Below are 26,248 nucleotides of genomic sequence, written 5' to 3'. Positions count from 1 at the left end.
CTGTTTTCTTGTGAAGCATAATTTTTCAGATTTTATCTCAATCCTTTAAAACTCAACTTGTAAATCCGCCATCAAAGTAGAAATCGTTTCCGGATCTCCCTGGCGATAATAACCGCTATTCAAATCGGCAATTTCCTGTAAAACTTGGGGATTAAACTCGCCTTTGTTACCGTAGCCAATCGTAAAAAAGGCAATCCGGTTATCTGTATTAAAGCCCGTTTTTTCAAGTTCTTGCTGTAATCGGTTCAAAGAAATTTTAGATTCAGAATCTTCTCCATCCGTCAAAATAATCACCGCATTAATCGCATCCGGTTGTTGGTTTTGTTGCAGCCACCTTTGAGCAGATAAAGTTGCATCATACAATTTTGTACCGCCTTCCGCTTTCAAATTATTAATAAATAGCATTCCTTGATTGCGTCCTTCCGGTGTTCCATCTACCACAACAGGCGGGCGAATTTCCGAGTCAAAATCAATCAGCGCAATTCTTTCTTTCGCCCCCAAACTTTCGATATAATATCGCAAAGTATTCTGAACTCCCGATAACTTTCTCCCCACCATTGAACCCGAAGAATCGACAACAATCACAACTTTTGAAGGTTTTTTTGCAAATTGTTGCCAAGACTTTAACATCGCCTCTACCACCTCCGGTTCAGGCGATCGCAAAGAATCATATCGAGCATTGGGATCGACTCCAAATTGAGGCGAAAATTTAGCCCCCAAAGCCACTCCCGGCACACCGGGCCTCAACCCGAATTCAGTTGCTATTTTTTGAGCTTTAGGCGATCGCAAATACTCAATTATTTGTTCTGCTGCGGCTTGTTCATCCGCACTCACCCAGGGCGCTTTCGGCAAAACTGCTCGCATATTGGAAGTAAAAGTAGACCGGGGATAAATCGCTTCATACTGAACTAAATTAGTTTGTTTATTTGTATTTGCGGCAATCACAGAAGACTCATAAACCGATGCAATTGACGCCCAAAATGAGCCATTTTTAACCATATCTGAAGCCAAAGAATTCGTTGAAATTCCGTAGCGAGTGACTTTACTTTGAATTTGTTGAACTTGGGATTGATACTGCTGAATATTTTCTACAGTTAATTCTTCGGGGGATTTGTTCGCGACCGAAGCAAATTGAGTTACTAAAGTTTGTAAACCGGAATTAGAACGAGTCGGCGCCGTTTGTACAAAATGAATCGGCAATAAAGGACTATTGGGATCGAGATCTTGATGAGTTTTTGCATTCAGTAATGCTTGGTATAAATTCTCTTGTTTCCGCAATCCAACCGCAACTTCTGAAGGCACCATAAACACCATTGGACTATTTGCTAAAAGCGGCGCATCGGTGACTGGGGGAATGTAATTTTGTCCGGGGAAAATCAGATTAATTTGGTAGCGGAGTTGAGTCAGATAAATATCTCCATCTACGGAGATTAATGTCGGAAATTCGGGCGCTTCTGCGGGTAAAGTTCCAGCTTTCAATTGTTCGGCGAGAGAGACAACCTTACCAACAACATCTCCGCTCCCTTTTGCTTCACAAGTTAGGTAAAAGGCTTGACCATTTTCTAGCTTGGGTTTTTGTTGGTTAAATTGAGTAGCCGCTTGGTTACAAAACTCTTTTAAAGCGCTTCCAACTAAAAATTTAACCTCGATTTCTTCTCCACTCGAAGCAGAATTACAAGCATTAAGCAAGAGCAGTCCTGATGCGACCATCAGACCTGTAATTGAGTGATGAGTTTTCATCGTTTGGTGTAGAATTTAATCTTCTACTACACTCTCAGCGCCTCTCAAAGAATTTATGCAAAAATCCAAAATCCTTGAGTTTTGCCTCAGTTCTCAACAAATAACCCGAGTTTAAAAACGGTTTAATTTAAGGATTTCAAATATATTCTCCTCCCCGTTCTTTTTAACCACAACTAACACACTCTCAGTTGATTTAACATCATTAGAGGATTCAAAAGAAATCTCTCCTTCTGCTCCTTGGGCGACAAAATTAGAACTGGAAAGCTTTTGATAAAGCTGAATACGACTGAAATTTCCGCGACTTTCAATCAAAGCTTCAATCATTGCTTTAGCCGCATCATATGAAGTAGCAGTTCGCCAGTTTACAGAGCCTTTCCAAAACTGTTCAGCTTGTTGAGAAAATTCAGAATCCGGTCTTCGATGCCAGGGAATAGCAATGGTAAGATTTCCGTTAAAAGCTTCTTCACCCGCATCTTTTAAAGTTCTGAAGCTGTAGACAGAATCTCCGCCTAAAAGTTGTAAATCTCCGTTCGTATTGTTAATAACTCCAATCGCTTTAGTGAGGGTTTCATCTGTAGCTGGAACTAATAACAAGACTTCAGCACCCTGCTCTTTTGCCTTTTCTACACAGTCTGCTGCACTAAAAACACGGCTCGATAAATCGCATTTTTGAACAAAAGAATTAGGATAGAGTAACTCCTCAAATTCATTGCTTAGAGATTCACTGTAGGCATTTCCCGAAACATAAGCAACTGCTACTTTTGTATCCTGTCCGAGTTGCTGACGCATATATTCAAATAACTGTTGAGCCGCCATGCGATCGCTCGGAAGTGTCCGAAAAACATAACGACTAAAATTAGATAAATTCACCGAAGTGCTAGTGGGAGAAATCGCGACTAATCGATGTTTATCATAAATTTCTCCGGCTTTCAGGGTCATATCGCTCGAATAGTGACCAATCACCCCCAATATATTTTGATTGTTTACAAAAGCTTCAGCAACTTTTTCGGCAACTTTCGGGTCATATTCATCATCAGCAATTGTCACCATTAAAAAAGTTTCATTGATGATACCTTTGCTACAGTTAAATTGAGTTTTAAGTTCGGAAATCGCCCGAGAAACTTCTTCCAAACCACAATTAATCTCAGTTTGAGCTTGAGCGACACCTCGTAAAATTTCTTGGGAAACATTGGGTTCACTGCCTATCGGTACACTCACACCAATTTCTACTTTTTTCCCCGTGTTCGTCTTGACTTTTTGTTGAATAATTGCATTGTTCAAATAAATGAGGGTTTCCGGATCGTTAGGATTTTGATTCAGCGCCCGAATAAAATTATCAATAGCCCCTCTATAATCGCGATTATTGTAGTCAAGAATTCCCGCTTCCTTTGCCCGGTTTACATTAGATGGAATTTGAAGGTTTTCACCCTGACTCATTTTATTGTCTATATTTTGGGGAATAAGATTTTGAGGTTTGTTTGCTATAATCTGATACAAAATAGACGCTATTGTAACTAATCCCAAAATCGCCGTTATCCCCAACAGTTTTATCCAAGCTTCTAGGAGGGCTTTAGGCTTAATAAAATCTTGCCAAATCAGCGAGTTGCTTGAAAGCGTGACTTCCTGCACGCAAAGAGTAGGAAGCCAAGAAACACCCGGATAATTCTTTTCCCAACCCGATTCAATCAGTCTTTGCCTCGAAAAATGAATCGAATGAAACAGGGATTTGTTGTTGGTAAATTCTTCAAAAAAATACTTCAAAAAATTTATCGCTACTTGATCAGGAATCGGTTCTCGCATCACAATACTTCGAGGTAAACCCAACTCCGCCAGTTGGTGGGCGAGTCCTAAACCATCGCAAGAATTGAAAATTGCCAGTTGTAACCCCTGTTTAATTGCTATTCCAAAAGAACTTTTAAACTCCTCAATGGAAATTAGATCCTGAGTATTGTTATTTAATTCAATCCACCCAATTGTTCCATCCTCACGGGAACAACTATGACCCGAAAAAATAAATAAGTGATAACCGTTTTCGTCTCGCAATGCTTGCGAAAGTTCTTCGCGAGTCGGCTGTTTTAAAACAGTAACTTGTGCATTTTTTTGTTTTAAAGCTTGAATGACTTGTTCATCAAACTGAGTCTGAATTCCCTGACTATTCCCAATTACAGCTAATACTTTTACTTTGGAATCTTGACGAATGGGCTGAATTTTTGTCCGGCTTCTTTGCAGACGAACCGCAACTTCCGCCTGAGGAAAACGATGTTTAAATAAGTCCCATTCTTGCCAGGGAAGACGGCGCAGTTGAAAGTGATCTGTATCGATAAAAAGACGGGCTTCTTTTCCCGTTCTTTGTAAGTGACTGAGAACGGCAATTAATTCATCTCGAATCGGTTGCCAAGCCGAATCTTGACAATTTAGCCATTGATTTAAACTCTTAACAACTGATTCTTTTTGCTGAGAACTGATGGCTTCGGCTTCAGAATCCGTGATAATTTTTTTCGGTTTGATTCGACTAACAACCTGACGAACGGCTTCAAATTGATCATAGGAAAATTGCCATTTACTATAAGCAGATTGACGAGAATCAGACCATTCAAATTGTTTTTTTGAAGCTTTTAAATCCTCAGGCAAAGCAGGCAAATAACCATCGAGTGAATTAATTTCACCATCGCTCATTCCCAACCGAACTCTAAATTTATTAATGCCCCTATCCCAGAATACAAGCACTTTGATAACTGTCATGTCAGTTCCCCAATCAATTAAATCCTGAAGGTTTCAATCATCTTACTTCCATTGACAAGAATTTGTAAACTAAACTGTTCCTGCGGCAGACAACTGAACTCTAATTCAATCCACTGATCCGCATCTCGGGCTTGAGTATTCATACAAACCACTCCAGATTCATCGAGTATACTCACCTCCAAACCTTTGGGTAAATAAGTTGTTTTATTTTCCTCTGGCAGCAAATCCAGTCTCATGTTAACATTAACTTCTTCCTCGGAATATTCCCCGACTTTTAGTCTTAATAAAAGATTGGACTGAGTTTGCTCCTGTTTCCACTCAATCACCTTCCCTCGGGTAAAGCTGTGTTTGATCGGCTCAGTTTTTAAAACACTTCTGACCGGCTGTCTAATTGCTTTATAACGAATCATGTTCGGAGTCGGTAAAAGTTCCAGAGGTTGCCATTCCGGTTGAGAAAGATGTTGCCACAAATTAATCCATTTCCGATGCCAATCAAGGGTATCAATTAAATCATCAATTGGATTCAGCTTTTCGAGGGTAATCGGTTCGGGAGGATAAGCAATTTCTCGCTCAGAAGCAAACCCTAATAATTCTACTTGTTTGAGATCTTCGCCGAATTTTACCGCAATATAACCCAAACGATTCTCCGTGACTTCGGGAGCAATTTCTAAATCGTTTTGACCGGGTAAAATCGGAATACATTCCAGTTTTCCCAAAGGGGGTAAAACCAAATCGGCGACATTAAACATCGACCTTTTGACCCGATGCCAACAGTCACCTTGATCAATTGCTGTTGAAATCGATAACCATCGCAGATAATCTCGGACCGCAACCACCGCTAAGGTATTGAGAAAAACCTGTTTTCCTTTTTGGGGAGTGGCTTGTTCGGTTGCAAATTGTTTGGCGAAACGCAGCGCATCTTGGCTGATGGGAATTGGTAAAACCGAAGATAAATTTGGGTTCATTTTTACACTCCAAAGTCCTTGCTAATTTGGTCGCAGATGGTTTGTAACAAAGGAAGACATTTTCGCTTCCAGTGAGAGTAAAGAGTTTGGTCACTGATATTATATTCTCGGGCAATCTCTCGAATTTTCTGAGAGGGTTGTTGCAACAGTAACCCCATCGCTAAAATTTGACAATTACATTCAGGGTGGTTTCTCGGATAGCAATTTTTTAGCCGATTTTCCGGATCTTGTTCGATATATTCCCAAACCGCATCCCCCACACTCAAACGTCTGTTTTTTTGACTTTCTTCAATCCATCCCTCAATATCTGTGATCGCATTTGGATCTTGAATCCCATCTAACAAAGTCGTTGATTGTCCCTCAGCATTGGTGATTGGTTGATCTAAACTGTGAACATTATGTTTAAATAAAGTATCAGGAGTAAACAAATCTCGCACCCGCCACTTGAGATAACCATTAATCCAACGAATTAGACTCTGCTCCACAGAAGGAGGACGAGGTTCAAAAGATAGTATATTTTTACACATCCATTCCAGGCTACGATTGAGCGCCTCACAATAGTTCGGATGGGAGGATCGGTATAAATCCGGATGTCCCTGAATGATAATCAGTAGTCGAGTTAGAGCTTTGCGTCCTTTAGAACTGGTGTGTTCAAATTGATGGAGTTGCTCAATTAAGTCTTTGATTTGTTGATCCACAGTTGGCGCTCTCCTCTTTCGCTTGATCGGGGTTAGGTGGTAAACCCTCAGATGCTTTGAGTTTAACTGACCAGGAGGAGACAAAGCGTAGTATGGTTGTTTGATCCGGGTTGCTCTCATCAAGGCGATCGACTGCTAAGATTATACTGGTCTCTCAGGGATGTCAATCAAATTTATGAAAGTCTATTTTGTCTGATTTGTCTAAAAGTTTGATAACTTCACACAAAATCAACAACCAAAAAACAGATTTTACTCAACTTTTACCTCTTCATTGAGATAGAATTTTAATAAGGCAAGGATCTGACTCCAGAGTGAAATTTTAATCCCTTCGGGAATTTCACTGATTTCCCCTTCACAGTCGGATCTCAGGCCTCTCCGTATCTTTACTGAAGCTTTACACAGAAAACCTCTAAACTTTACAAAAATACCTGGTATCTTTACAATAATTCCTCCTATAATTAGGAGAACAACCGAAACCTAAATTAAAACAGGATCGGCAACTAGGCATCTAAAATTTTTATCAAAGATTCATAGATGCGACCAATTCCGGGGACATTTATTGACAACCCAAGCAGTTGGGGCTATCGTACCCACGCTACACTCATCGCTGAAATCAGTGCTTGAGGGCTAATTAATATCCGCATCGCCTAGAGTTCATCTAGATTTTCAATCAATCTAAATCATTGCTCTGAGTTCTTACCTATGAATACCGTTAAAATTCTTAATGTCAATATTGATAACCTGTCTCAAGATGAACTGCTCCAGAAGTTAGGTCAACGGGGTGGTGTCGTGTTCACCCCAAATGTAGACCACTTAGTGAACTTGCAACGGGACGAAGAATTTTACCAAATCTATCAAAATTCAGATTACCGAGTCTGCGACAGTCAAGTCTTATACTACGCCTCTCGCCTGCTCGGTCAACCCATTCGTGAAAAAATCTCCGGCTCCGATTTATTCCCCGCTTTTTACACACACTATAAAAACTGCGAAAATACCACCATCTTTTTACTCGGTGCCGCCGAAGGCGTAGCCGCTCGCGCTCAAGAAAAAATCAATAGCATTGTCGGGCGAAACATGGTTGTAGATACCTACTCTCCCCCCTATGGTTTCGAGAAAGATGAGGTCGAATGCCAAAGAATTGTAGATCGGATCAACCAGTCGAAAGCAACAGTTTTAGCGGTTGGCTTGGGCGCCCCCAAACAGGAAAAATGGATCGTTAAACACAAACACAAACTCAAAAATATTCGCGTCTTCCTGGCGATTGGTGCCTCGATTGACTTTGAAGCCGGCGAAAAACCCCGTTCTCCCCAATGGATGAGCGAACTGGGGATGGAATGGCTCTACCGCCTCTCCTGCGAACCGAAACGACTGTGGAAACGCTATCTGATTAACGATCTACCCTTCGTGTGGTTAGTCCTCCAACAACGCCTCAACCTCTATCGTTCCCCTCAGTTTTCCTTGGCATCCTCGACCACTCCCAAGCTGCAAATGCCCTTACTGGGTCAACTCTTGCAAGAAGCCGGTTTGCTCACCCCGAATCAAGTCAACCTGGTTTTGGATGCTCAAGCCCAACAGCGTCATCTGCGATTTGGAGAGATTGTCGCCGATTGGGGATGGGTCAATCAAGACACCATCGACTTTTTCGCCGAACAGTTACCGAAAGTCGCCACCGAACCCCGCAAACAACCCATTGGTCACTACCTGAAAGCCGCCAACTTACTCAGCGATCACCAAATTGAAGCCATCTTAATCGAACAAAGCCAAACCCGGATGCGCTTTGGAGAAATCGCCGTCGAGAAGGGATGGCTCAAAAACGAAACCGTCGATTCAATCTTACGTTATCTGGCGGGTGACTTAAGTGATGTAATCGCCGCTTAACCCCCCCTCAGCCCGAGCTATACCAACCGATCGCAACTCAACTACAAACCCAGAGCCAAGTCTCTGGGCTTTTTCATTTCCACCCTCACCAAATTTCAAACATTTTTAAGCTCTATTAAAGAAAAATAAATTGCCAAGAACTTGCAGATCTCCACATCAGGATTTGATTACAAGGCAAAAAGTCAATTTGATACCAATCAATCAACAAAAACCCTGCTATAACAAGATATACCCTTTTCTGTGATCGTCTCAATCCGAACAATTTGTCGTCAGGATGAGTCCAGTAAAATCAGAACAAGAGAACACAGATGCACCAAAGCGTGAGAGCGAATGAAAGTTGACGAAGCCTTAGCAATTCTAGAAAGAACTTTACCCCCAGGTTCGTTAAACACCGTTAAAACTCTCGTCTTTCGACATTCCTGGGAAGGAAAAGGCTATGCCGATATCGCAGAAGATGCAGGCTATGACCCCGATTATATCAAGGGCGTCGCCGCAGGGCTGTGGCATTCACTCTCAATGGTCTTCGGACAAAAAGTCACCAAGAAAAATTTTCGCTCTCTCCTGATTCAACGATACAGCGCCTCCACCCCCGCCACTGTCCCAACAGCGACCGTTACTCCCCAACCCCCCAACGGCGACAGTCCCCTTTCTCCCGTTCCCCAACCGACGGAACCCCCAGCCTCAACCGTTCCCAAGCGTTGGGACTGGGGAGAAGCGCCCGACGTCTCCGTTTTCTACGGACGCACCAGAGAACTCGCTCAACTCCAACACTACATTCAAACCGACTCGGTAAGACTCCTCGCCGTCATGGGAATGGGCGGTATTGGCAAAAGTGCATTGGTGGTTAAACTGATCGAACAGCTAAAAACCGAATTTGATGTGGTCATTTGGCGCAGTCTGCGCTACGCCCCCGCCCCCAAAACCGTTTTAACTCAGCTTCTGTCTTTTATTTCCCCCTCGACTTCCGAACCCACAACCCCCGCCACCCCCAGTTTAACCCCCACCACAAATACCAGTTCATTCAGCGAGATCGGTGAATTCATTCGCCTCGCCCGCCGCACCCGCTGTTTAATCGTTTTAGATAACGTTGAAAGCATTCTACTCGAAGGAACAACCGGACGCTATCGCCCGGGGTGCGAAGGCTACGGCGAACTGTTGCGGGCGATGGGAGAAACCGTTCATCAAAGTTGTTTGCTGTTAACTTCGCGGGAAAAACCTCCCGAAATTGCCGCCCTAGAAGGCACCGGTCCTGCCGTGCGATCGTTTTTATTGGAAGGGTCAACCGACGCCGCCAGCGCCTTGTTAGAATCGGTCTGCGGTTCACCCGAACAAAAACGTTCTTTGTGCGAACTCTACAGCTACAGCCCCCTGGCTTTAAAAATAGTTTCCACCGCCATTCAAGACTTATTTGAAGGGGAAATTGCTCAATTTTTAGAACACCGTTCTGTCATTTTAAACGGGATTCGCCGTTTACTGGCTCCCCAGTTTCAGCGTTTATCTCCCTTAGAAATGGCGATTATGTTCTGGATCGCTATCGATCGCGGACAAACCACCGTTAAACAATTACATCGAGATTTAATTCCGCCCGTTTCTCAAGCCAGTATTTTACAAGCCTTAGAAGCTTTAACTTGGCGATCGCTCGTTAAAAGAGAAAGACGAAAAAAACCCGCTTTTTCACCCCAAAAAGACAATCAAATTAGCAACAAAAAGCCGACTGAAACCACCGAAGAAAACTATTATCTGATCTGCCCGATGGTGATGGAATATCTCACCCACTGTCTCACCGAACAAATCGTTCACGAGTTAACCACCGGAGAGATCAAACAATTTGTTCAGATCGCCCTGATCAAAACCACAGTCGAGCGATCGGTGCGAGAACATCAGCGCTCTTCCATTTTAGAACCCATCGCCCGGGCGCTACAAATGACCTTTAGTTCTTCGAGAGCTTTAATAGAACAACTGCAAACGATTTTAGAGCGGTTGCGACAAATGGAAAAACAGGGTTCGGGCTACGGTGTCGGCAACTGGTTAAACCTCTGTATTCGGCTTCAAATTGATTTGAGCGGTTACGATTTTTCTCACCTCACCGTTTGGCACGCCGATTTACAGCAGGTTAATTTGCATCAAGTTAATTTTGCCTACGCTAACCTTTCCTATTCTATTTTTGCCCAAAGTATCGGGGAAATTACCGCGATCGCTTTTAGCCAAGATAATACTTATTTAGCCACCGGAAATATTTGGGGAGAAGTGCGTCTGTGGTCCTTGCGATCTGAATATCAACAGCAGCTAATGAGTCCCTCCCATCGGGGGGCGGTGACGGCCCTCGCCTGGAGTGGGGACGGACAAACCCTCGCCACCAGCAGTCAAGATGGCACAATTCGTTTGTGGGACGTGCAGACCGGTCACTCTCGTCAGGTGTGGTCGGCCCATCACGGCGGAGTCAACGCGATCGCTTGGAGTCCCTTGGGCCAACGTTTGGCGAGTTGTGGCGAAGATGGGACGATTCGGCTTTGGGATGTTCGCTTCGGTCGGGTTGAACGCGATCTGCCCGTCGAAACTCGGGTCGCCGCGATCGCTTTTAGCCCTCAGGGTCTTCTGGCGACGGCCGGCGAAGACTCGACCATTCAGTTATGGGATATCAATCGCCTCGAATGTTTGCGAATTTGTCGCGGACATCAAGATCGGGTCAGTTGTTTGTTATTCGCCCCGCTACATTTTCCCTGGGACGGTTTGGCGTCACCCCCGTTGAATGGGGAAACTTCGCCCCTAACGACAGACTGGCCGGCAACCGATGGCGATTTGGCTTCTCCGTTGAATACTCAGGGACTTGAGGGAACTCCGCTTTTAGTCAGTGGAAGTGATGATTGTACCCTGAAGTTGTGGGATGTCAGCAGCGGAACTTGTTTACAAACTTGGCGGGGTCACAGTCATGGGATTGAGTCCATTACCAATAGTCCCGATCAACCCATTTTAGCCAGCGGCAGTAATGATGGTACTGTGAAATTGTGGAACCGACACACCGGACAGTGTTTGAGAACGTTACACCACACCCCCGACCCGATTCACGCTTTGGCTTTTAGTCCCAATGGTAAGATTTTAGCGATCGGCACTTGCGAAGGGACGATTCAGCTTTGGAACGTTCAAACCGTCCAGTATCAGGAGACTTTGAGGGCAACCGGCGCCTACGAACACATGAATATTACCGGCGTCACGGGTTTAACCACCGATCAGATCAGTCGCATTGTCGCTTTGGGGGCTTCCGTTTCCGGTTCCGAGTGAGATTGAATCTAGTATAGTACAGGCTAAAAAACCCGGTTTCTTCTACCGCTTCCTCAAATAGACGGTGTGTATTGTTCCAGAAACCGGGTTTTTGACTGGTCAACCCGCCCCGACACCCGAAACCTCTTTCCGGGAACGTCTTTGAAAAATAATTGAGAAATACTTGCAATAGTTGGAGAACTTTGTTAGTCTATAGAGTAGAACAGTTTGATTAATGTTTCTCAGTTGGTGAAGCGATAAAAAACGATATCGATATGCAACAGTCGCAACTTTAGTTGTGATCTCGTATAACTCAAACAAAGTATTCAGGAGACGGGAATTAGCGCCCGATCTCCTTTTTTTTAATTTAATGAGATTTAATCCGAATAAGTCTAAGCATTAATGACAAGTAAACTCAATAACCGCTTTGTCCCCGGTCGTCACCGTCTTCAACGTTGGGGTAACACTTCCCAAAACGGTTGTTGTGAAGCCTCGCGGGTGGTATTAATACCCGTGTACACATCTCCCTTAAGTTCCTGATAGTAACTATCATTGAGGAAATTCACATTCAACCCCGCCACAGCCAGCCGTCTTTTGAAGTCTTCCTGAGTATAATCTCGACCATCAATTAACGCCCCGCGAGGGTTCGGCACCAACAACTCACCATTAACAAAAACCGCATTAACTAAATTCGGCCACCAAGCATAACCACTATACCCAAATAAGACCGGAACTTCAATAATTTGATCATCATTGAGATTCAACTCTCGTTTCAACTTCTTCAACAGCGGATCAATTTTTTCTCGCTGTAACTGTAGATTATGCTGAACCAATAAACGATTATTCAAAGCCGCCCTAATCGTCGTTTGCGTACTCAAACCGCGATTAATCGCCGCCCCTTCATAACCCTTTTCTGCCAATTCTTCTATCAGTTTAAGCCCCGATCTGGGACTCACAATTAACAGCAAAGGTTCCCCCGTTTGACTGGGAATAAAATTAATAATTTCACTCACATGACGCACCATCAACCAAGACGTATCAATCTCAATTGGCGGCCCCTGAACCTGCTGCGCTTTTAGGAATTCTACCACATCGGGATGCAACGTTTCTTCGTCGGCTTTCCCATAATAAATCCGTCCCATCGGATAGTTTGGAAGCGCCGGAGTAACTTCTAAATTACTATACCAATCTAACCATTGATTCAACGGATCGAGAGAACGGGGTTTACCCATTTCAAACCAACCAAAATTGCGATTCATTAACGATTCGGCATAATCATCGCTTTCTCCGGAACGATTTCCATTTAACGCCACCGGATAGCTTTTTAGACTATTTTCACCGGGAAATTGCACATAACCAATTTCTGTGGTATCCTGCATCCAAGCCGTCTCTCCCGGAGTAATTTTTGGAGTCGCACCCCTCGGTTCAACCACCTGTTTAACCTCCGCGATCAACTCCCGATTTTCTCCGCGATCGCTCAGATGAACTTCCGACACCGACGCCGTATTTGGAGACATCATCCAAGGCGCAACCCCCATTTGAATCGTATCGGAAGCGATCTCTTGATTATCCCGACGAGCCACCGCTTTTAAGCTTACCAAACCCGTCCAATTGTTGTGAGCAAATTGTTTGGCTTCCACCCCTAAAATCATATCCTGATTAAAGGTTAAAGCTTTTTCACCCGTCAAATCAACCGGAACCCAACCGCCAGCCGTTTTTTGAAAGATATTTACAAACGGTTGGGCTTGAGTATCTGTAGTAATAAAAATCTCCGCACCTTGATATTCTGGAGATATTTTAAAGTGAATTTGAGCTAAATCTTCGCGATCGTATTTTCCATTAACAATTTGATCTTTCCAATCAGGAAAACCATCGCGATCGTCATCATCATTATTAAACAACATCAGCGGCCCGGTTGACAATGACCATCGGGCGGGGCGGACTTCATCGGCGGCGTTAATCACTCCATCTCGGTTGGTATCTCCGTACATTTCAAACCCCGGAAATTGGGGAACATCCACCGAATATTGACCGTCTTTTTCGGGGGTTGGATCGTCTTTTTGTTGCGATTGAACGATTGCCCGTTCGTAAGTTGCGATCGCCAAATACCCTTGATATTCTACAATTTTTTCAACCGCTTTTTCAGTTAAAAAAGTTTCCGAGGGAATTTGTCGCAAACTATCAATAGCTTGTACCCAAAACGTTTGGGCGCTTTCCCAGTCGGGAGGGTTTTGTTTGCCGGCTGCTACGGCTTGGGACGCCTGTTGAGTCGCCACATCCCAAAGCTGTGCGGCTTCTTCTTCGCGGCGAATGCGGGTTTCGGTTTGACGCAAAGCACGCAGTCCGGTTTGATATTGTTGCAGTTGCAGTTCATACTGCCAAGCTTCTAAACTGGAGATATCCTCAGAATCGGATAGTTTTTCTAAGTCGGCTTTGAGTTGATCGCGCAGTCGATACAAATCCTCTAGAGATTGCGGTTGAGGCGGTTCGTTTTCCGTCAGGCTAGACTCGGGAAAGATAACATCTGAGGGTTCGTCGAGGAGGCTAGAGTCATCAATTCTGTATTCTATCTCGGGAGTGTTCGGGGATGATTGAGCCAATACCCATTGAGGCATCGGAATCAAGATAATTCCAACGACCGCACCCACAGTATTGATCAATGCTACAGCAACGTACCGCATCCAGCCCATATCCTATCCTCAAAACTTGAGATAGATTACTACTCCAAGATAATACCCCGATTCGGCCAGATTGAATAGTAGAGACCGAGAATTCGTTTTCCCACTAACTTTTATAGCACTACGCCGACACGGTGTTTGACATTAGTAAAAGCAGCAAAGCCTCTTTTCATCTACTTCTGACTTGGTGACTTCTGACCTCACGACTTGGGCGTAGTGCTATATTATCACTCCCACCACTAATTAAAGTTTGACCGTTGTTGGCGATCGCAATCGTGTTAACATCGCGTATGGTGAGCCACAAAAGTTTCTAAAACCTGACCGGTTTCTACATCCCAAATTTTCAAGTTTGGTCGGCACTTCCGCTAATTAAAATCAGGGGATAAGCCGGAGAAATTCCCCAACTCAAACACAACGTTCTCACCCAGTCCGAATGTCCCCGCAGAGTCCGTACAAGTTCTTGGGTGTGAACCCGCCACAATTTTATCGTATGATCGCTACTGCCACTCGCCATAATATTTCCATCCGGGGAAAAAGCAACCGCGTTAATATCTCTCAAATGCGAATTTAGACGCGCCAAAATCCACCAAAACAAACTGTCCGTTGGGATGATGGATTAAATTGGCGGGTTTGATATCCCGATGAATAATATGATGGGAGTGAATAAATTCTCAGACGAGAAGCAAACTTAATAGTAGATGACGAATTGGGTTTTCATTATAAACGGCTTCGGTTTATCCGATTTGGCTTAAACTTTTACCCTGAATAAATTCTTGGACTATATACTGATAATTTTCTTCTTGAAACCGATATAAAAGTAGGACAATTTGGGGATGTTTGGTCCGAATAGTTTACCCAGTTGTTCGAGGCGAATGGCTTCGAGTTCAAATCGTTGAGAGGCTTTATGAATCTGGTCTTGATTGTTAGAAATGGGGTAGAATTGTTGAATTACACAGAGAGATTTTTCGGGCTTGTATTCGTCAACAGCCAAATAGGTTTTACCAAAACTTCCTTGACCGAGTAATTTTATCGGGCGATATCTTTGTTTGAGTGTTTGGTTTGGGTCGAAGGGTTGATCCAGCATTTTCCTGTGTTTTGAAAATAAAAAATTAACCCAAAACGCTTTAAAAACTTATGCTTTTTTGCGCTGTTCTTTCGATAAAAACAGCCGTTTTTTTCATCAAAAAACTATCCTAAAAAAAGTTTAATAAAAAAAACGCAACGGGCGACCGAGAACGTTAAAAGTCTGAGAAAAACTCACCAACAGTTAACAAACAGTTTAATTGGCGATCGCCCGGAGTAAAATCTCACTCAAACTCATTTCTTCCATATCCTCAAACGTGACCGTATTACAAATATCATACTTGGCTCCCGCCATTTGTAATTCCCGATCTAACACCTTAAAAAACCGGGTCACAGCCGCATCTTCTCCGACTTGAATAAATTCTATCCCCAATTCTTCATCGCGACTCAATTGATTAGCCGCATTAATAACAATTTGCTTAACCGCTTCTGCGCCTTCAATTTCTCCCCCCGTCACCACCAAAATTAATTCTCCATTGGGTTTAGAAATTTCCATCGCCCGCCGTTCAAAATAATTATCAGTGGCATCTTTAAGAACCGCAGCTAAATTGGCTTTTCCGCCAGGTTTATGGTGTTTAAAAATCTGGGCAACTCGTTGAGAAGTCACCTTTTCATATCGTTGAAACTGATCGGAAAATAAATAAACCGTAATTCCATCCGGGTCAAAATGTTCGCAAAGGGTTGTCAAAGCCAGAGTAGACTCTTGAATCATTTCCCATCGCGGTTTTTGTTCAAAACGATCAACAATCGACATACTCTGACTTTGATCGATAATCACAGTATAGTCACGATCTTGTAAACTCGATCCCCCTTCCAACAGCACATCCATCAGTTGACCTCCAAGTCAAGAGAGAATTTTACCCTCGATCGCGATCACAGGCTCGATATTCAATTCTAATCGATGGCAATAATCAAGTCTATCAGTTATAATGAAATAGGCTTTGATACTCTGGAAAAAAGAACCTCAGTCAGCTTGCATAGGCTCTAAGTTAGGTGTATGGCATCCCATACAAGAGTGTAAAGGTATACAGATTCACCGAGAAATATCCCTCAACTGTTTAACTTTTTGTTACGTTTGTCCCATCCTCAGCAAAAATGAGAGATGTTAAAACTTAATAAACAAACTCAGTTGCAGTGCAAGTCACGTCTCAACTGAGGAAACAATTCACAGGGTATCCAAGTCTGTCGTTGGTATAACTGCGATAGCGGATGCTTCCCATGAAAATTAGCCCTCCCAAACCAAAAGGGACTCAACCATTCAAAGGCGAGAAGCACCCCCGTCCATTGATTTTAGCATTCATGTTGACTGGGGTTTTGGCAATCCAAGCCTACCCAGCTTTTCTCAAAACCGTAGTTGAGAGTGCTGGTGTACTCGTCTCTCCTTCTTCTGTCTCGGTGGCTAGCACAAGCCACGCGGTTTCTGCTCAATCTGACTCATCTGTTCCTGATCAACCGATCAATCAGATTGAGCAGTCAGCCGATCCTATAGATAAAACCGAAAATTCAGTTTGTCAACCCTCGGAGGCTTGCAATCGTCCAGAAAAACCGTCCATCTATAAAGTCTTACCGAGTCCAGTCTTTGAACGTCACGTCCACAAAAAGACAGCCAAAACGCCGGTTGAACTTCAAGTCAAGCTGGTCAACTATGACCTTCACAGCCAAGCCCATCCCCCGGAACAAGTGGACTCGTTACCCTCAGGGGTAGCCGAAGCGGTTCGTCAAGAATTGTCCCAACAGACCGGGGTATCTCCCGAGAAATTAACCATAACAGACGTCGAGCGCCAAACCTGGCCAAACACCTGTTTGGGACTGGCCCAATCCGATGAATTGTGCGGTCAAATGTTAGTAGAAGGCTGGCGAGTGGTGGTGTCCAATGGCCGTCAAAGTTGGGTGTACCGAACCGATTTAAACGGGCGAGTGATTCGTTTAGAAACAAATCAAAGCGTTTCCAACTTACCCGTTTCGGTCGCCAACACCGTTTTTCAAGATGCCGCCAACCGCTCCGGCTTACCCCATTCTGCCCTAAGAATCGTCGAGGCGCAATCCGAGACTTGGCCCGATGGCTGTTTGGGACTGGGTGAACCGGGAACCCTGTGTACCCTGGCGCTCGTACCCGGATGGCAAGTTAAAATTGTTAGCGGACGAGAACGTTGGGTGTATCGAACCAACGAATCCGGTTCGTTGCTGCGGTTGGACCAACAAGCCAGTCAATTTAAAGATTCAGCCAGTTTGAGACTAATTAATATTACCGACAGTCAGCTTCTGTCTCCGCGAACCCAAAATTGGGTTTGGCAAGCGATTAGTTTTTGTGGTATTACAGATACAACCTACGAAACTTTATTTGGGAAAATCTGTAACGATCGACTCGAACAAAACTCGGAATTATTTTAAATTCTGCGTGAGTATTGGCGGTGAGAAACTGATCGAAGCAAAGATAACTTTATGGCAGATTTAAGCGGAACTTGGCTCGGCACTTACTGGCAACAAGGAGAACCGACTCGTTTTGAAGCCACATTTGTTCAAAGTGGAAATACCCTCAGCGGTAGTATTTTAGATGATAGTGATTTAGGAGAAGCTCGTTTGAGCGGTACGGTAACAGGACGAAATGTCAGTTTTACCAAACGCTACTTAATGACTTCTCCCCAGTCTATCAACTATGTGGGTACGATTTCTGAGGAAGAAAACTACATCCAAGGAACTTGGAATATTGACACCCGTTTTTCAGGCCCTTGGGAAGCCCATCGCAGCGGAGAAAACCTCGTGGCCGAACTTGAAACTCGCAAAAGCGAACAAGTTCCGGCTACTGTGAGTTTAGGATTATAATTGCCCTAAATCGGATCGGTTTAAGGGTAAAAGTTCGCTCAACCCTTTGACAGAAACCCCGCCCTCACACTACGGTTTGAGTATAAATCCGATTAACCAGAACCGATTTAACATGGGAATTGAGCTACTAGAAAACGGGTTATCTGTCATTGTCTCCTTCACAAGAATTATACTAGAAGGCATTTCAGTTTTTTGTATTATTATTGGCTTACTCGCCACCCTCAAATTCGTAATTCGTCACCCTTCTGTCTTGCGAGATTTGCCCTTTTTTAGACTGCGATTGTGTTTGGCATCTTGGTTGGCGCTCGCCTTAGAATTTCAGTTGGGAGCCGATATTTTAGCCACAACCATTGCTCCCTCCTTACAAGCCTTAGCGAAGTTAGCCGCGATCGCCATTATTCGGACTTTCCTCAACTACTTTCTCGGCAAAGAAATAGAAACCGAGCGAGAATTTCAAGAGAAAAATCTCACGCGATAACGGGAATAGGCAACAGGCAAGAGGCAACAGGCAAAAGGCAAAAGTCGTGATGTCAGTCGTCAGGAGTTAGGAGTAAGCGCGTTCCGTAGTCAGCTTCGCCTACAGAATTGCCTCTTACCCCTTACCCCTTACCCTTTACCCCTTACCCTATTCACTAATAACTGGTGAGGCAGTGCTGACTTGGCGGAATAGTCGCGAAGCAACGGACGTTCCCGGAGGGTCACTGTTCACTGTAAACTGTTCACTGTTAATAGCCTCCCGCTTTTAAATATTGTAAAATCCCTTGGGCGATCGCTTGAGCCATGCGACTACGTTGGGCGGGGTCGGCTAAAATACTGGCATCATAAGTATTCGTCACAAAACCCACTTCCACCAAAACCGAAGGCATCGAGGTATTTCGCAACACATAAAACCTCGCCTGTTTAACCCCCCGGTTGGTCATATTGAAATTTGTCAAAATACTATTTTGAATGTAGCCGGCCAAAGAATAACCCGTCTGATAATAAAACGTTTCAATCCCATTTGCACCCGCCCGATAAGCCGCATTCGCGTGAATACTCACAAACAAAGTCGCCCCCAAACGGTTCGCCATCTGTACGCGGGGTTCAAGTTCCACCGTGCGGTCATCAGTCCGAGTCATCACCGCACTCACCCCATTCTGTTCTAAAATTTGGGCGACCTGCTGAGAAATCGGCATCACAATATCTTTTTCTCGCAACCCACCCACACCAACAGCACCGGAATCGCTGCCCCCATGTCCGGGGTCAATCATCACCACCACCCGTCCTTGAGGAACTTGGGGGAGATTCGGCTGACCCGAACCCACCGGTCGGGGCGGAAACGGCAGCGGACGGGGAGAAGGGGGAGATTGACGGGGCGGTAAAAGCGGTCTGGGGCTTCTCGGAGGCGGAGTCGTATTTGCAGGCGGTTGAGGCGAGGGTTGAGACGGGGGAGGAACCGGCGGCACCGAAGCCAAATTAATCCCCATCGGGAAAACAAGCTGTTCGGCGCTATTTTGGGTCGGCTGTCCGATTTTCACCCGAGTTGCCGGTTCAACCAAAAGGGTAAAGGTTTCCGGGTCTTCCTGACGAATTCGCGTGGACAGAATCGGGCCGCCGACTTCCCGTTGAGGGAGTTGAATATTTTCCGGGAGTTTGGCCGAAAAAAAGGTAATCCCATAGGCTCCCGTTTCTCGATCCCAACCGTGCGTGTAGTTTAGGGGTTGGTCCGCTTTAACAACAAAATAAGTCTGATTTTGGAGTTCAATCGATTGAATGGTCGCCAAACCTGTTGAAACTTGAATCGCAGGCGGCGTACTGCCGGAAGGCCAAATCGCCACGCCGCCGGCCGAGGGTCGAGCTTCCCAATTTTGTCGGGTGTTGGGGGTACTCATGATCACCCGCACCACCGGGGGCGAGTTGGAGAGTTGGGTGACTTGGCTAACCGTAACCCCATCTTTGCTGACCCGTTGACGGAAGCTACTCGACTGCGAGGCTAAAGTCGCTCCCAAAACGTCAACCGTCATCCAGGTGCCATCCTGACTGCGCTTAAATTCGATTTGAGGCATTTGGCCGCTGGTATGCAGCACAATCCCGTCATCGCGCACTTCCACGTCATCAACAGCGGTTTGGCTGGTCGTCGGTCGAGGTTGAACCGCCGCTTGTCTTGAAGGGGCGGGGGTTGGAGGCGTTTGGGGCCGAACGTCTACCGAACGGCTGGCCGTTGGTGGGCTGCTTGGGCCGCCTATCGGTTGGGGCGAGGGAATTTGTACCGTCCACTCGCTCGGAGATAAGCCCCGAAATTGTACCATTTGGGGATCGAGGGTGTATCCATCGGCCAGTTCAACCACGATCCGGGCGGTTTGGGCGTCGAACTGACCGATCCGAATTTCTCGAATTACTCCCCCAAAAGATTGTTTGCGGGTGACGTTTCCCAGGGTGGTTCCGGGTAAGTCAATCACCAAACGGGTGGGGTTGGAGAGTAGAGAAGCTTGGGGTTGTACTCCTCCTTGAGTTGTAAAAGAGAGTCGATTCTGCTCGGTCTCATATCGCCAGAATTGCAGTTGAGCCGCTTCGCTCGGAGAGACGAGTAAAAATAGACTGACTAAACTGGGGAAGAGCCAGCGCAACAATAATGTTTTTCCCATGCCTAACACAGTGAGGAAGTCGAACGAACCTTGGGCTATCGATACTTAGCCTTAAGCTAGAGAATCATATCACAGATTATGACTCCTGACAGAGTGAGTTCTCTAAGAATTGTCTTAGTTGCCCATAAATCTGTATCGATTTAATCTGCCAATCATCGGGTTGAAATTGTATCCTTGAGTTTGGACTTGCTAGAATAGCACAAGTTCCTAAAGATAGATATTTCGACTCGATGGATCTCGATCTTGAGGGGTCATTGCTTTACTGTTTATCGATGATTTGTCTTTCCCATACGGCTTGTTCTCGGGTAAATCAGCAGAGTCGAGGAATTTTTGGTTTTCTAGAAAGGGTTGGGTTGATTGGAGAAGGAGGTTAAGTTGAGCGTCGATCCAAAGTGGGGATTCACACATCAATCTCAGATTGAGGAGATGTTTTATTATTTTGCTTATGGTTCCTGTATGTGTCCGGTGGATTTACAGCGAACCATGGGAGAATCAACTTATCAATATGTTATCGGTCCGGCTATTCTTTCAGGCTATCGACTCGGTTTTTATCGGCGATCGCAACGTCGAAATTGCGGGGCGCTTGATGTGGTTAAAGATCCTCTTTCTTCTGTCGAAGGGGTTCTTTATCTGCTTCCTCAACGAATGAGGGATCTACTCGATCAGCGCGAAGAGGTTCGTTTTGATGCCGAACGCGGGATTCACGTTGGCGGTTATCAACCGGAACTGATTGAAGTTTATGCTTCCGGTCAATTATACACTAATGTTCGCACTTACACGGTGATTAATAAGTTACCAGAAGAACTTGCTCCCAATGATTGGTATTTTAATGTGGTTCTCCGGGGTGCGGTGACTTGTGGACTGACTCAAGAATATTGCTGGAAATTGTTTGAACATATGCACAAACTTCAACAGCAGCAATTTCAAATTCAATCCCCTTGGTTGCGTTCGGCTTAAATTGGGAACTGGAAAAATAGTAGAGGCGTTGTATAATTGCGTCTCTATTATTTCTACCCCGTCTACAGAGATAAGTATAGCGAGAATGTTATATCTTGCATAAATAACTTTTTTGAATTATAATAAAAAGCTTGGTCATCCCTAAAATCAAGAGTTAAGATTAAGTTGACATGAGGCTTTAACCAGGGAATGATAGACAAGCTTATCACTTTTATAGATTTATTCGCGGGTATTGGTGGTTTTCGCATCGCTCTGGAAAAAGCTGGCTATCGCTGCGTTTATTCATGTGAAATTAATCCGGCTTGTCAAAAGGTTTATTATCAAAATTTTGGAGAGATTCCTGAAAAAGATATATCTAAAATAGATATTAGTAAAATTCCCGATCACGACATTTTAACAGCAGGTTTCCCCTGTCAACCCTTTAGTATTTGTGGCAAAAGAAGTGGTTTCCAAGATACGAGAGGAACACTTTTTTTTCATATCTGTAAAATTATAGATGCCAAAAAGCCAAAAGTAATTTTTTTGGAAAATGTCAAGCATTTGGTTCATCATAATCAGGGTAAAACCTTAGATACTATTTTGTATTCATTGGAAGATTTAGGGTATTTAGTAGATTATAAAATTTTGAATGCTAAAGATTTTGGAGTCCCTCAAAATCGAGAACGTATTGTAATTTTTGGCACGCTAAATAAAAAATTTAACTTTAATTTAGTTCAAACCCTATCACCTTTTCCCTCTTTATTAAGTTTCTTAGATAAAACGGGAAATTTTGAATATTTACATCCCAGTGAATACACGTTAATTGAGAATCCTAAATCTCAAGATTCTGGATTATTATTTGTCGGTTATCGCAATAAAAATATCTGGAAAAAAGGCATTAGACCCAATACAGAACATCTTTCTAGAGTTCATCGACAACCCAATCGAATTTATTCTGTTGAGGGTGTTCATCCTACCTTACCGTCTCAGGAAACATCAGGAAGATTTTTTATTTACTTACCCCAAGAAAATGCTGTTCGTAAATTAACGATTAATGAGTGTTATAAAATTATGGGATTTCCCTCGGATTTTAAAATTCACCCGAGTCTAGCAGAATGCTATAAACAAATTGGTAATTCTGTTTGTATTCCGATGATTTATGAACTGGCGGTTCAACTCGAAAAACAAAATTTAATTGACAATAGTGACTGTATTAATTTAAAAAATTCCTTTAATAATTCGTCTGAAAGTATTCAACTTGAAATTTTAGGGCTGAATCTTATGAATCACAAAGAAAAATTACTTCAAGCTTACGATGATACAGAAGATATTGCTCGGATTAAGAGAACAATACCAGAAGCCTATCATAACTTTGTTAAAGAAATTGCTCAAAATGTTCAAAATCAAAAAGGAGTTTATACCGTTTTAATCACTTTGCTGGTGCATAAAACCCTTTATCCGAATCAAGATATAAGAAATCATCAATCAAATATGGTAAATGGGTTTTCAGGACGAAGAATTGATACTCAATATATTACACCAACCTTGAAAGAATTAGGTTTACCTGCTATGGCAGAAAGTGGATGGTTAACTCGTTCTCTTGAACAAGCCTATCCATACACGCTTGATTATAATGGTAAGATTAGTAATAAGGCTGTTAAACAAGCATTTTTAAACTTAATTGATTTTGTTGAAAAAAATCCCGATCAAGCTGAGAACACTTTGGTATTGCTTCTCTATCACGTTAAACAAATAACGAAAGCCAATCAAATAAAAATTATTAAAATTTCTAACTCTGAAAAATTTGATATATCTACTATCATTAATTGCTTAAAAGAGCATTTTTACTTTAATTATAAAACTCATGGAGCGTCAAAACTTCCCGTTTTGGCATTTTTTGCGATTTATAAAATCTTGATTAAAGAGGTAGAAAGATATAACTCATGTATCTTGAAAGATTTAGGAAGTCATACCGCTTCTGATCGAACATCTCAGAGTGCGGGAGATCTAGAAATTTTTGATAAAAATCAAAACTTAATTGAAGCAATAGAGATTAAACACGGTAAAGAAATTGATTTACAAATAATTCGTATTGCCAAGGATAAAATCATTAAATTTAATCCCAGACGATATTACATATTTTCTTCTGCTGTTCCTGAAGTGAAAACATCACAAATCAGTCTCATTGAGAATGAAATAGCGGAAATTAGAAAAGAACACGGATGTTTTGTGATCACCAATGGAATCATTCCAACTTTAAAATATTACTTGCGATTAATTAACTCCATAGAAGATTTTGTAATGAATTACTCGACATTGATTGAATCAGATACAGAACTTCAGGCTATCCATAAAGTAAAATGGAATGAAATTTTGTCTTCTTTAGATAACTAAAAACACACAATTTCACCCCAAATACTGTTAACTGTAAACTGACTAAGAGGCTTGTTTTTGGTCTTGATAGAGGGACTTAAACTGTTTTTGTTGCTGTTTGTGATCGACAATGGGTTCGGGATAGTCGCAAGCTTCCCTATCTTTTGATGAGATTTTTCCCGTGACTAAATCTTCTGTATCCAAACTGCTTAATTCCGGCACCCATTGACGAATATATTCCCCTTCCGGGTCGTATTTTTGGGTTTGAGTTGTGGGGTTAAAAATTCTCAACGGTTTCGGGTCCATCCCACTCGACGCACTCCACTGCCATCCCCCATTATTTGCAGATAAATCCCCATCTATCAATTTTTGCATAAAATATTTCTCACCCCACTGCCAATTAATCATTAAATCTTTGGTGAGAAAATTGGCAACAATCATCCGACAACGGTTGTGCATCCATCCGATTTCATTTAACTGACGCATCGCCGCATCAACAATAGGATATCCGGTTTTTCCTTCGCACCAGGCGTGAAAATGGTCTTCGTTATTTCGCCAGGGAAAGTCTTTAAACGGGTCGCGATAGGGGCCTTTTTCTAACTCGGGAAAGTGATACATTGCCTGCTGATAAAATTCCCGCCATGCGAGTTCCTGTTGCCACGCTTTAATATTATTTCTCGCCTCATCGCTGCGGCTATTTTCCATCGCTTCAACGGTTTTTTCCCAAACGGTACGAATCCCAATTACGCCAAATTTTAACGCCGCACTCAGTTGAGAAGTGCCATCATTGCCGGGAAAATTTCGCTGTTCGTCGTATTCCAATAAAGCGCGATCGCAAAACTCCTCTAACCGATTTTTAGCCGCATCTTCTCCCGGTTCTAAAATTAATTCGTTCTCCCAAACAAAACCCAAATCTTGGGCTGTTGGCAAATCTATTATACCATTTTCTTTGGCGATTTTCAACTGTTTTTCGGTCAATCCGGTGGGATTTTTGGGAAAGGTATTAATCGGTTTTTCCTTCGGTTTTTGACTCCAACTTCTCCAATAGGGCGTATAAACTTTATAAGGTTCATTTCCCGATTTGGTGCGGATTTCCTCGGGGGAATGCAGCAATTGATCCCAACAGGTTTCGACCGCAATATTTTCCGCTTCTAACCCTTCTAAAACCTGGCGATCGCGATTTTGGGCGTAGGGTTCAACATCGGAGTTCCAAACCACCGCTTTCGCCTCCAATGCTTTGGCGAGTTTGGGTATGGCTTGACTCGGTTCACCCTGCAAAATTAACAGTTGACTGCCTATTTTTTGATACTGTTTTTGCAGTTCTTGCAAGCAGCCAATCATATAAGTTACCCTCGCGGGGGCGACATCATCTTTCTCTAAAATATTCGGATCGAGACAAAAAATACCCACCACTTGAGAACTTTTTTCTCGGGCGGTTGCCAATCCTTTATTATCAGAAATTCGCAGATCTCGACGGTGCCAAAATAAAATTAAATCGGACATAAAAAAGAAAAACGACAGTGAGCAAGTTCGGCTGAGTTAACAAGATTCAGCTTTTGAGAAACGGTTTAGCCAGTAATAAGCTAGAAATAGATTTAGAGTCTACAGGTTCACCTTCTAGGATAGCTTGTTCTAACTCTTGGGGAGTCATTAAAACCACATCAATATCTTCGTCATCATCCTGTGCGGGGGGTTTTTCTAACTTTTCTAAATCTTCCGCTAAAAATGAATAAATAATTTCATCGGAATAACCGGGTGCGAGAATAAATTGTCCGAGTTTTCGCCATTTGTGGGCGCGATAACCGGTTTCTTCTTGTATTTCGCGCTTGACGGTATCGGCGGGATCTTCATTATTATCGATGGTTCCGGCCGGAAATTCAAGGGTGCGTCCCTCGACGGCGAAGCGATATTGTCTGACCAGCACCAATTTTCCCTCGGATGTCACGGGAATAACCAGGGCGCCACCCGGATGGCGAATACATTCCCACTCCCCGACGGCGCCGTTGGGAATGCGAAGGCGGTTGACTTCGTAGTTAAAGCGGCGTCCGCGATAAAAAAGGCGGGGTTCGAGTATTTCGGGGGGTTCTGATCCGGGTTTCATCGGTGAGATTAAAAATTATAGAACAGTTGATCAACTCTAGACTATCCTACATCATAATCAAATCAGTTTGTTGTTGCGCTTTAGCGCAGAAATTCAACCGCTCATACCGCAAGCAAAACGACCACCTATCATTATAAACCTTTTACCGCAGATTTTCTCAAGTTTTTGGCAATTTTAATGATTTAATCGGCGCGTTAATTGTTTTCTTGAAAATCTCAACTTTAGTCGGATTTTCCCGTTTATTCTTCTCCAAAATCGCATCGGGTTCGGACAGAAAAACATCCACTTTCGTTAAAGCGGTTGAAGTATCAACTAAGACATAAATTTCAACATCCATAAAATTTAACTC

The 26,248-nt window shown here is 43.4% G+C and carries 20 protein-coding genes; 7 read left to right on the top strand and 13 right to left on the bottom strand.

The window, feature by feature from the left end:
- Positions 1-45: 45 nt before the first annotated feature.
- The 4 genes from ACL6C3_RS24450 to ACL6C3_RS24435 all read right to left on the bottom strand — a co-directional run bounded on the left by ACL6C3_RS24450 (position 46) and on the right by ACL6C3_RS24435 (position 6,145).
- The gene (locus ACL6C3_RS24450) at positions 46-1,740 is read right to left on the bottom strand and encodes an extracellular solute-binding protein (protein WP_413161947.1); all 1,695 of its coding nucleotides are present in this window, start codon (positions 1,738-1,740) and stop codon (positions 46-48) included.
- Between the two features lie 111 nt (positions 1,741-1,851).
- The gene (locus ACL6C3_RS24445; protein ID WP_413161944.1) at positions 1,852-4,482 is read right to left on the bottom strand and encodes an ABC transporter substrate-binding protein; all 2,631 of its coding nucleotides are present in this window, start codon (positions 4,480-4,482) and stop codon (positions 1,852-1,854) included.
- A 17-nt stretch (positions 4,483-4,499) separates the two neighbouring features.
- Positions 4,500-5,447, bottom strand: a complete 948-nt coding sequence (locus tag ACL6C3_RS24440; RefSeq protein ID WP_413161941.1) for a DUF1822 family protein — start codon at positions 5,445-5,447, stop codon at positions 4,500-4,502.
- Positions 5,448-5,449: 2 nt separating this feature from the next.
- Positions 5,450-6,145 carry a helix-turn-helix domain-containing protein gene (locus tag ACL6C3_RS24435; RefSeq protein WP_413161938.1) on the bottom strand — a complete coding sequence of 232 codons (696 nt, stop codon included), beginning with the start codon at positions 6,143-6,145 and terminating at the stop codon, positions 5,450-5,452.
- A gap of 702 nt (positions 6,146-6,847) precedes the next feature.
- Here ACL6C3_RS24435 and ACL6C3_RS24430 point away from each other — a divergent pair.
- Both ACL6C3_RS24430 and ACL6C3_RS24425 read left to right on the top strand, forming a co-directional pair.
- Positions 6,848-8,023 carry a WecB/TagA/CpsF family glycosyltransferase gene (locus ACL6C3_RS24430; RefSeq protein WP_413161936.1) on the top strand — a complete coding sequence of 392 codons (1,176 nt, stop codon included), beginning with the start codon at positions 6,848-6,850 and terminating at the stop codon, positions 8,021-8,023.
- A gap of 330 nt (positions 8,024-8,353) precedes the next feature.
- Positions 8,354-11,302: an AAA family ATPase gene (locus tag ACL6C3_RS24425; RefSeq protein WP_413161933.1), complete on the top strand. Its 2,949-nt coding sequence runs from the start codon at positions 8,354-8,356 to the stop codon at positions 11,300-11,302.
- 428 nt (positions 11,303-11,730) lie between these two features.
- On the opposite strand, the gene ACL6C3_RS24420 is transcribed toward ACL6C3_RS24425, so the two are convergent.
- From ACL6C3_RS24420 to ACL6C3_RS24400, 5 genes are all read right to left on the bottom strand, one after another.
- The gene (locus ACL6C3_RS24420) at positions 11,731-13,962 is read right to left on the bottom strand and encodes a protein-arginine deiminase family protein (RefSeq protein ID WP_413161931.1); all 2,232 of its coding nucleotides are present in this window, start codon (positions 13,960-13,962) and stop codon (positions 11,731-11,733) included.
- Positions 13,963-14,302: 340 nt separating this feature from the next.
- Positions 14,303-14,539, bottom strand: a complete 237-nt coding sequence (locus tag ACL6C3_RS24415; RefSeq protein ID WP_413161929.1) for a WD40 repeat domain-containing protein — start codon at positions 14,537-14,539, stop codon at positions 14,303-14,305.
- Complete coding sequence (locus ACL6C3_RS24410) at positions 14,505-14,594, bottom strand: hypothetical protein (protein WP_413168409.1); 90 nt, start codon at positions 14,592-14,594, stop codon at positions 14,505-14,507. The genes ACL6C3_RS24415 and ACL6C3_RS24410 overlap by 35 nt, the downstream gene beginning before the upstream one ends.
- 143 nt (positions 14,595-14,737) lie before the next feature.
- Entirely contained in the window at positions 14,738-15,043 is a 306-nt protein-coding gene (locus ACL6C3_RS24405; protein ID WP_413161927.1) for a hypothetical protein, read from the bottom strand.
- A 195-nt stretch (positions 15,044-15,238) separates the two neighbouring features.
- A complete protein-coding gene (locus tag ACL6C3_RS24400) occupies positions 15,239-15,871 on the bottom strand; it encodes a VWA domain-containing protein (RefSeq protein WP_413161925.1) in 633 nt (210 codons plus the stop codon).
- 389 nt (positions 15,872-16,260) lie between these two features.
- On the opposite strand from ACL6C3_RS24400, the gene ACL6C3_RS24395 reads away from it, so the two are divergent.
- The 3 genes from ACL6C3_RS24395 (at position 16,261) to ACL6C3_RS24385 (ending at position 18,343) form a co-directional block, all read left to right on the top strand.
- Positions 16,261-17,433: a hypothetical protein gene (locus tag ACL6C3_RS24395; protein WP_413161924.1), complete on the top strand. Its 1,173-nt coding sequence runs from the start codon at positions 16,261-16,263 to the stop codon at positions 17,431-17,433.
- Positions 17,434-17,484: 51 nt separating this feature from the next.
- Complete coding sequence (locus tag ACL6C3_RS24390) at positions 17,485-17,865, top strand: hypothetical protein (RefSeq protein ID WP_413161921.1); 381 nt, start codon at positions 17,485-17,487, stop codon at positions 17,863-17,865.
- Positions 17,866-17,977: 112 nt separating this feature from the next.
- Positions 17,978-18,343: a DUF1622 domain-containing protein gene (locus ACL6C3_RS24385; protein WP_413161919.1), complete on the top strand. Its 366-nt coding sequence runs from the start codon at positions 17,978-17,980 to the stop codon at positions 18,341-18,343.
- Between the two features lie 247 nt (positions 18,344-18,590).
- Here ACL6C3_RS24385 and ACL6C3_RS24380 read toward each other — a convergent pair whose 3' ends face one another.
- Positions 18,591-20,489: an N-acetylmuramoyl-L-alanine amidase gene (locus ACL6C3_RS24380; protein ID WP_413161917.1), complete on the bottom strand. Its 1,899-nt coding sequence runs from the start codon at positions 20,487-20,489 to the stop codon at positions 18,591-18,593.
- Positions 20,490-20,915: 426 nt separating this feature from the next.
- Here ACL6C3_RS24380 and ACL6C3_RS24375 point away from each other — a divergent pair, with 426 nt between their 5' ends.
- Together ACL6C3_RS24375 and ACL6C3_RS24370 are read left to right on the top strand one after the other, a co-directional pair.
- Positions 20,916-21,446 carry a gamma-glutamylcyclotransferase gene (locus ACL6C3_RS24375; RefSeq protein WP_413161916.1) on the top strand — a complete coding sequence of 177 codons (531 nt, stop codon included), beginning with the start codon at positions 20,916-20,918 and terminating at the stop codon, positions 21,444-21,446.
- A 189-nt stretch (positions 21,447-21,635) separates the two neighbouring features.
- The gene (locus ACL6C3_RS24370) at positions 21,636-23,819 is read left to right on the top strand and encodes a DNA cytosine methyltransferase (protein ID WP_413161913.1); all 2,184 of its coding nucleotides are present in this window, start codon (positions 21,636-21,638) and stop codon (positions 23,817-23,819) included.
- 42 nt (positions 23,820-23,861) lie between these two features.
- Here the strand turns inward: ACL6C3_RS24370 and ACL6C3_RS24365 are convergent, their stop codons facing one another.
- The 3 genes from ACL6C3_RS24365 to ACL6C3_RS24355 form a co-directional block, all read right to left on the bottom strand.
- Entirely contained in the window at positions 23,862-25,301 is a 1,440-nt protein-coding gene (locus ACL6C3_RS24365) for an FAD-binding domain-containing protein (RefSeq protein WP_413161911.1), read from the bottom strand.
- 46 nt (positions 25,302-25,347) lie between these two features.
- Positions 25,348-25,899 carry an NUDIX hydrolase gene (locus ACL6C3_RS24360; RefSeq protein ID WP_413161909.1) on the bottom strand — a complete coding sequence of 184 codons (552 nt, stop codon included), beginning with the start codon at positions 25,897-25,899 and terminating at the stop codon, positions 25,348-25,350.
- A gap of 157 nt (positions 25,900-26,056) precedes the next feature.
- Positions 26,057-26,236, bottom strand: a complete 180-nt coding sequence (locus ACL6C3_RS24355) for a hypothetical protein (protein ID WP_413161908.1) — start codon at positions 26,234-26,236, stop codon at positions 26,057-26,059.
- Positions 26,237-26,248 lie beyond the last annotated feature (12 nt).

The organism is Capilliphycus salinus ALCB114379 (assembly GCF_047276495.1).
Taxonomy (GTDB): domain Bacteria; phylum Cyanobacteriota; class Cyanobacteriia; order Cyanobacteriales; family Microcoleaceae; genus Capilliphycus; species Capilliphycus salinus.
This window is presented reverse-complemented; position numbering and strand designations above follow the sequence as displayed.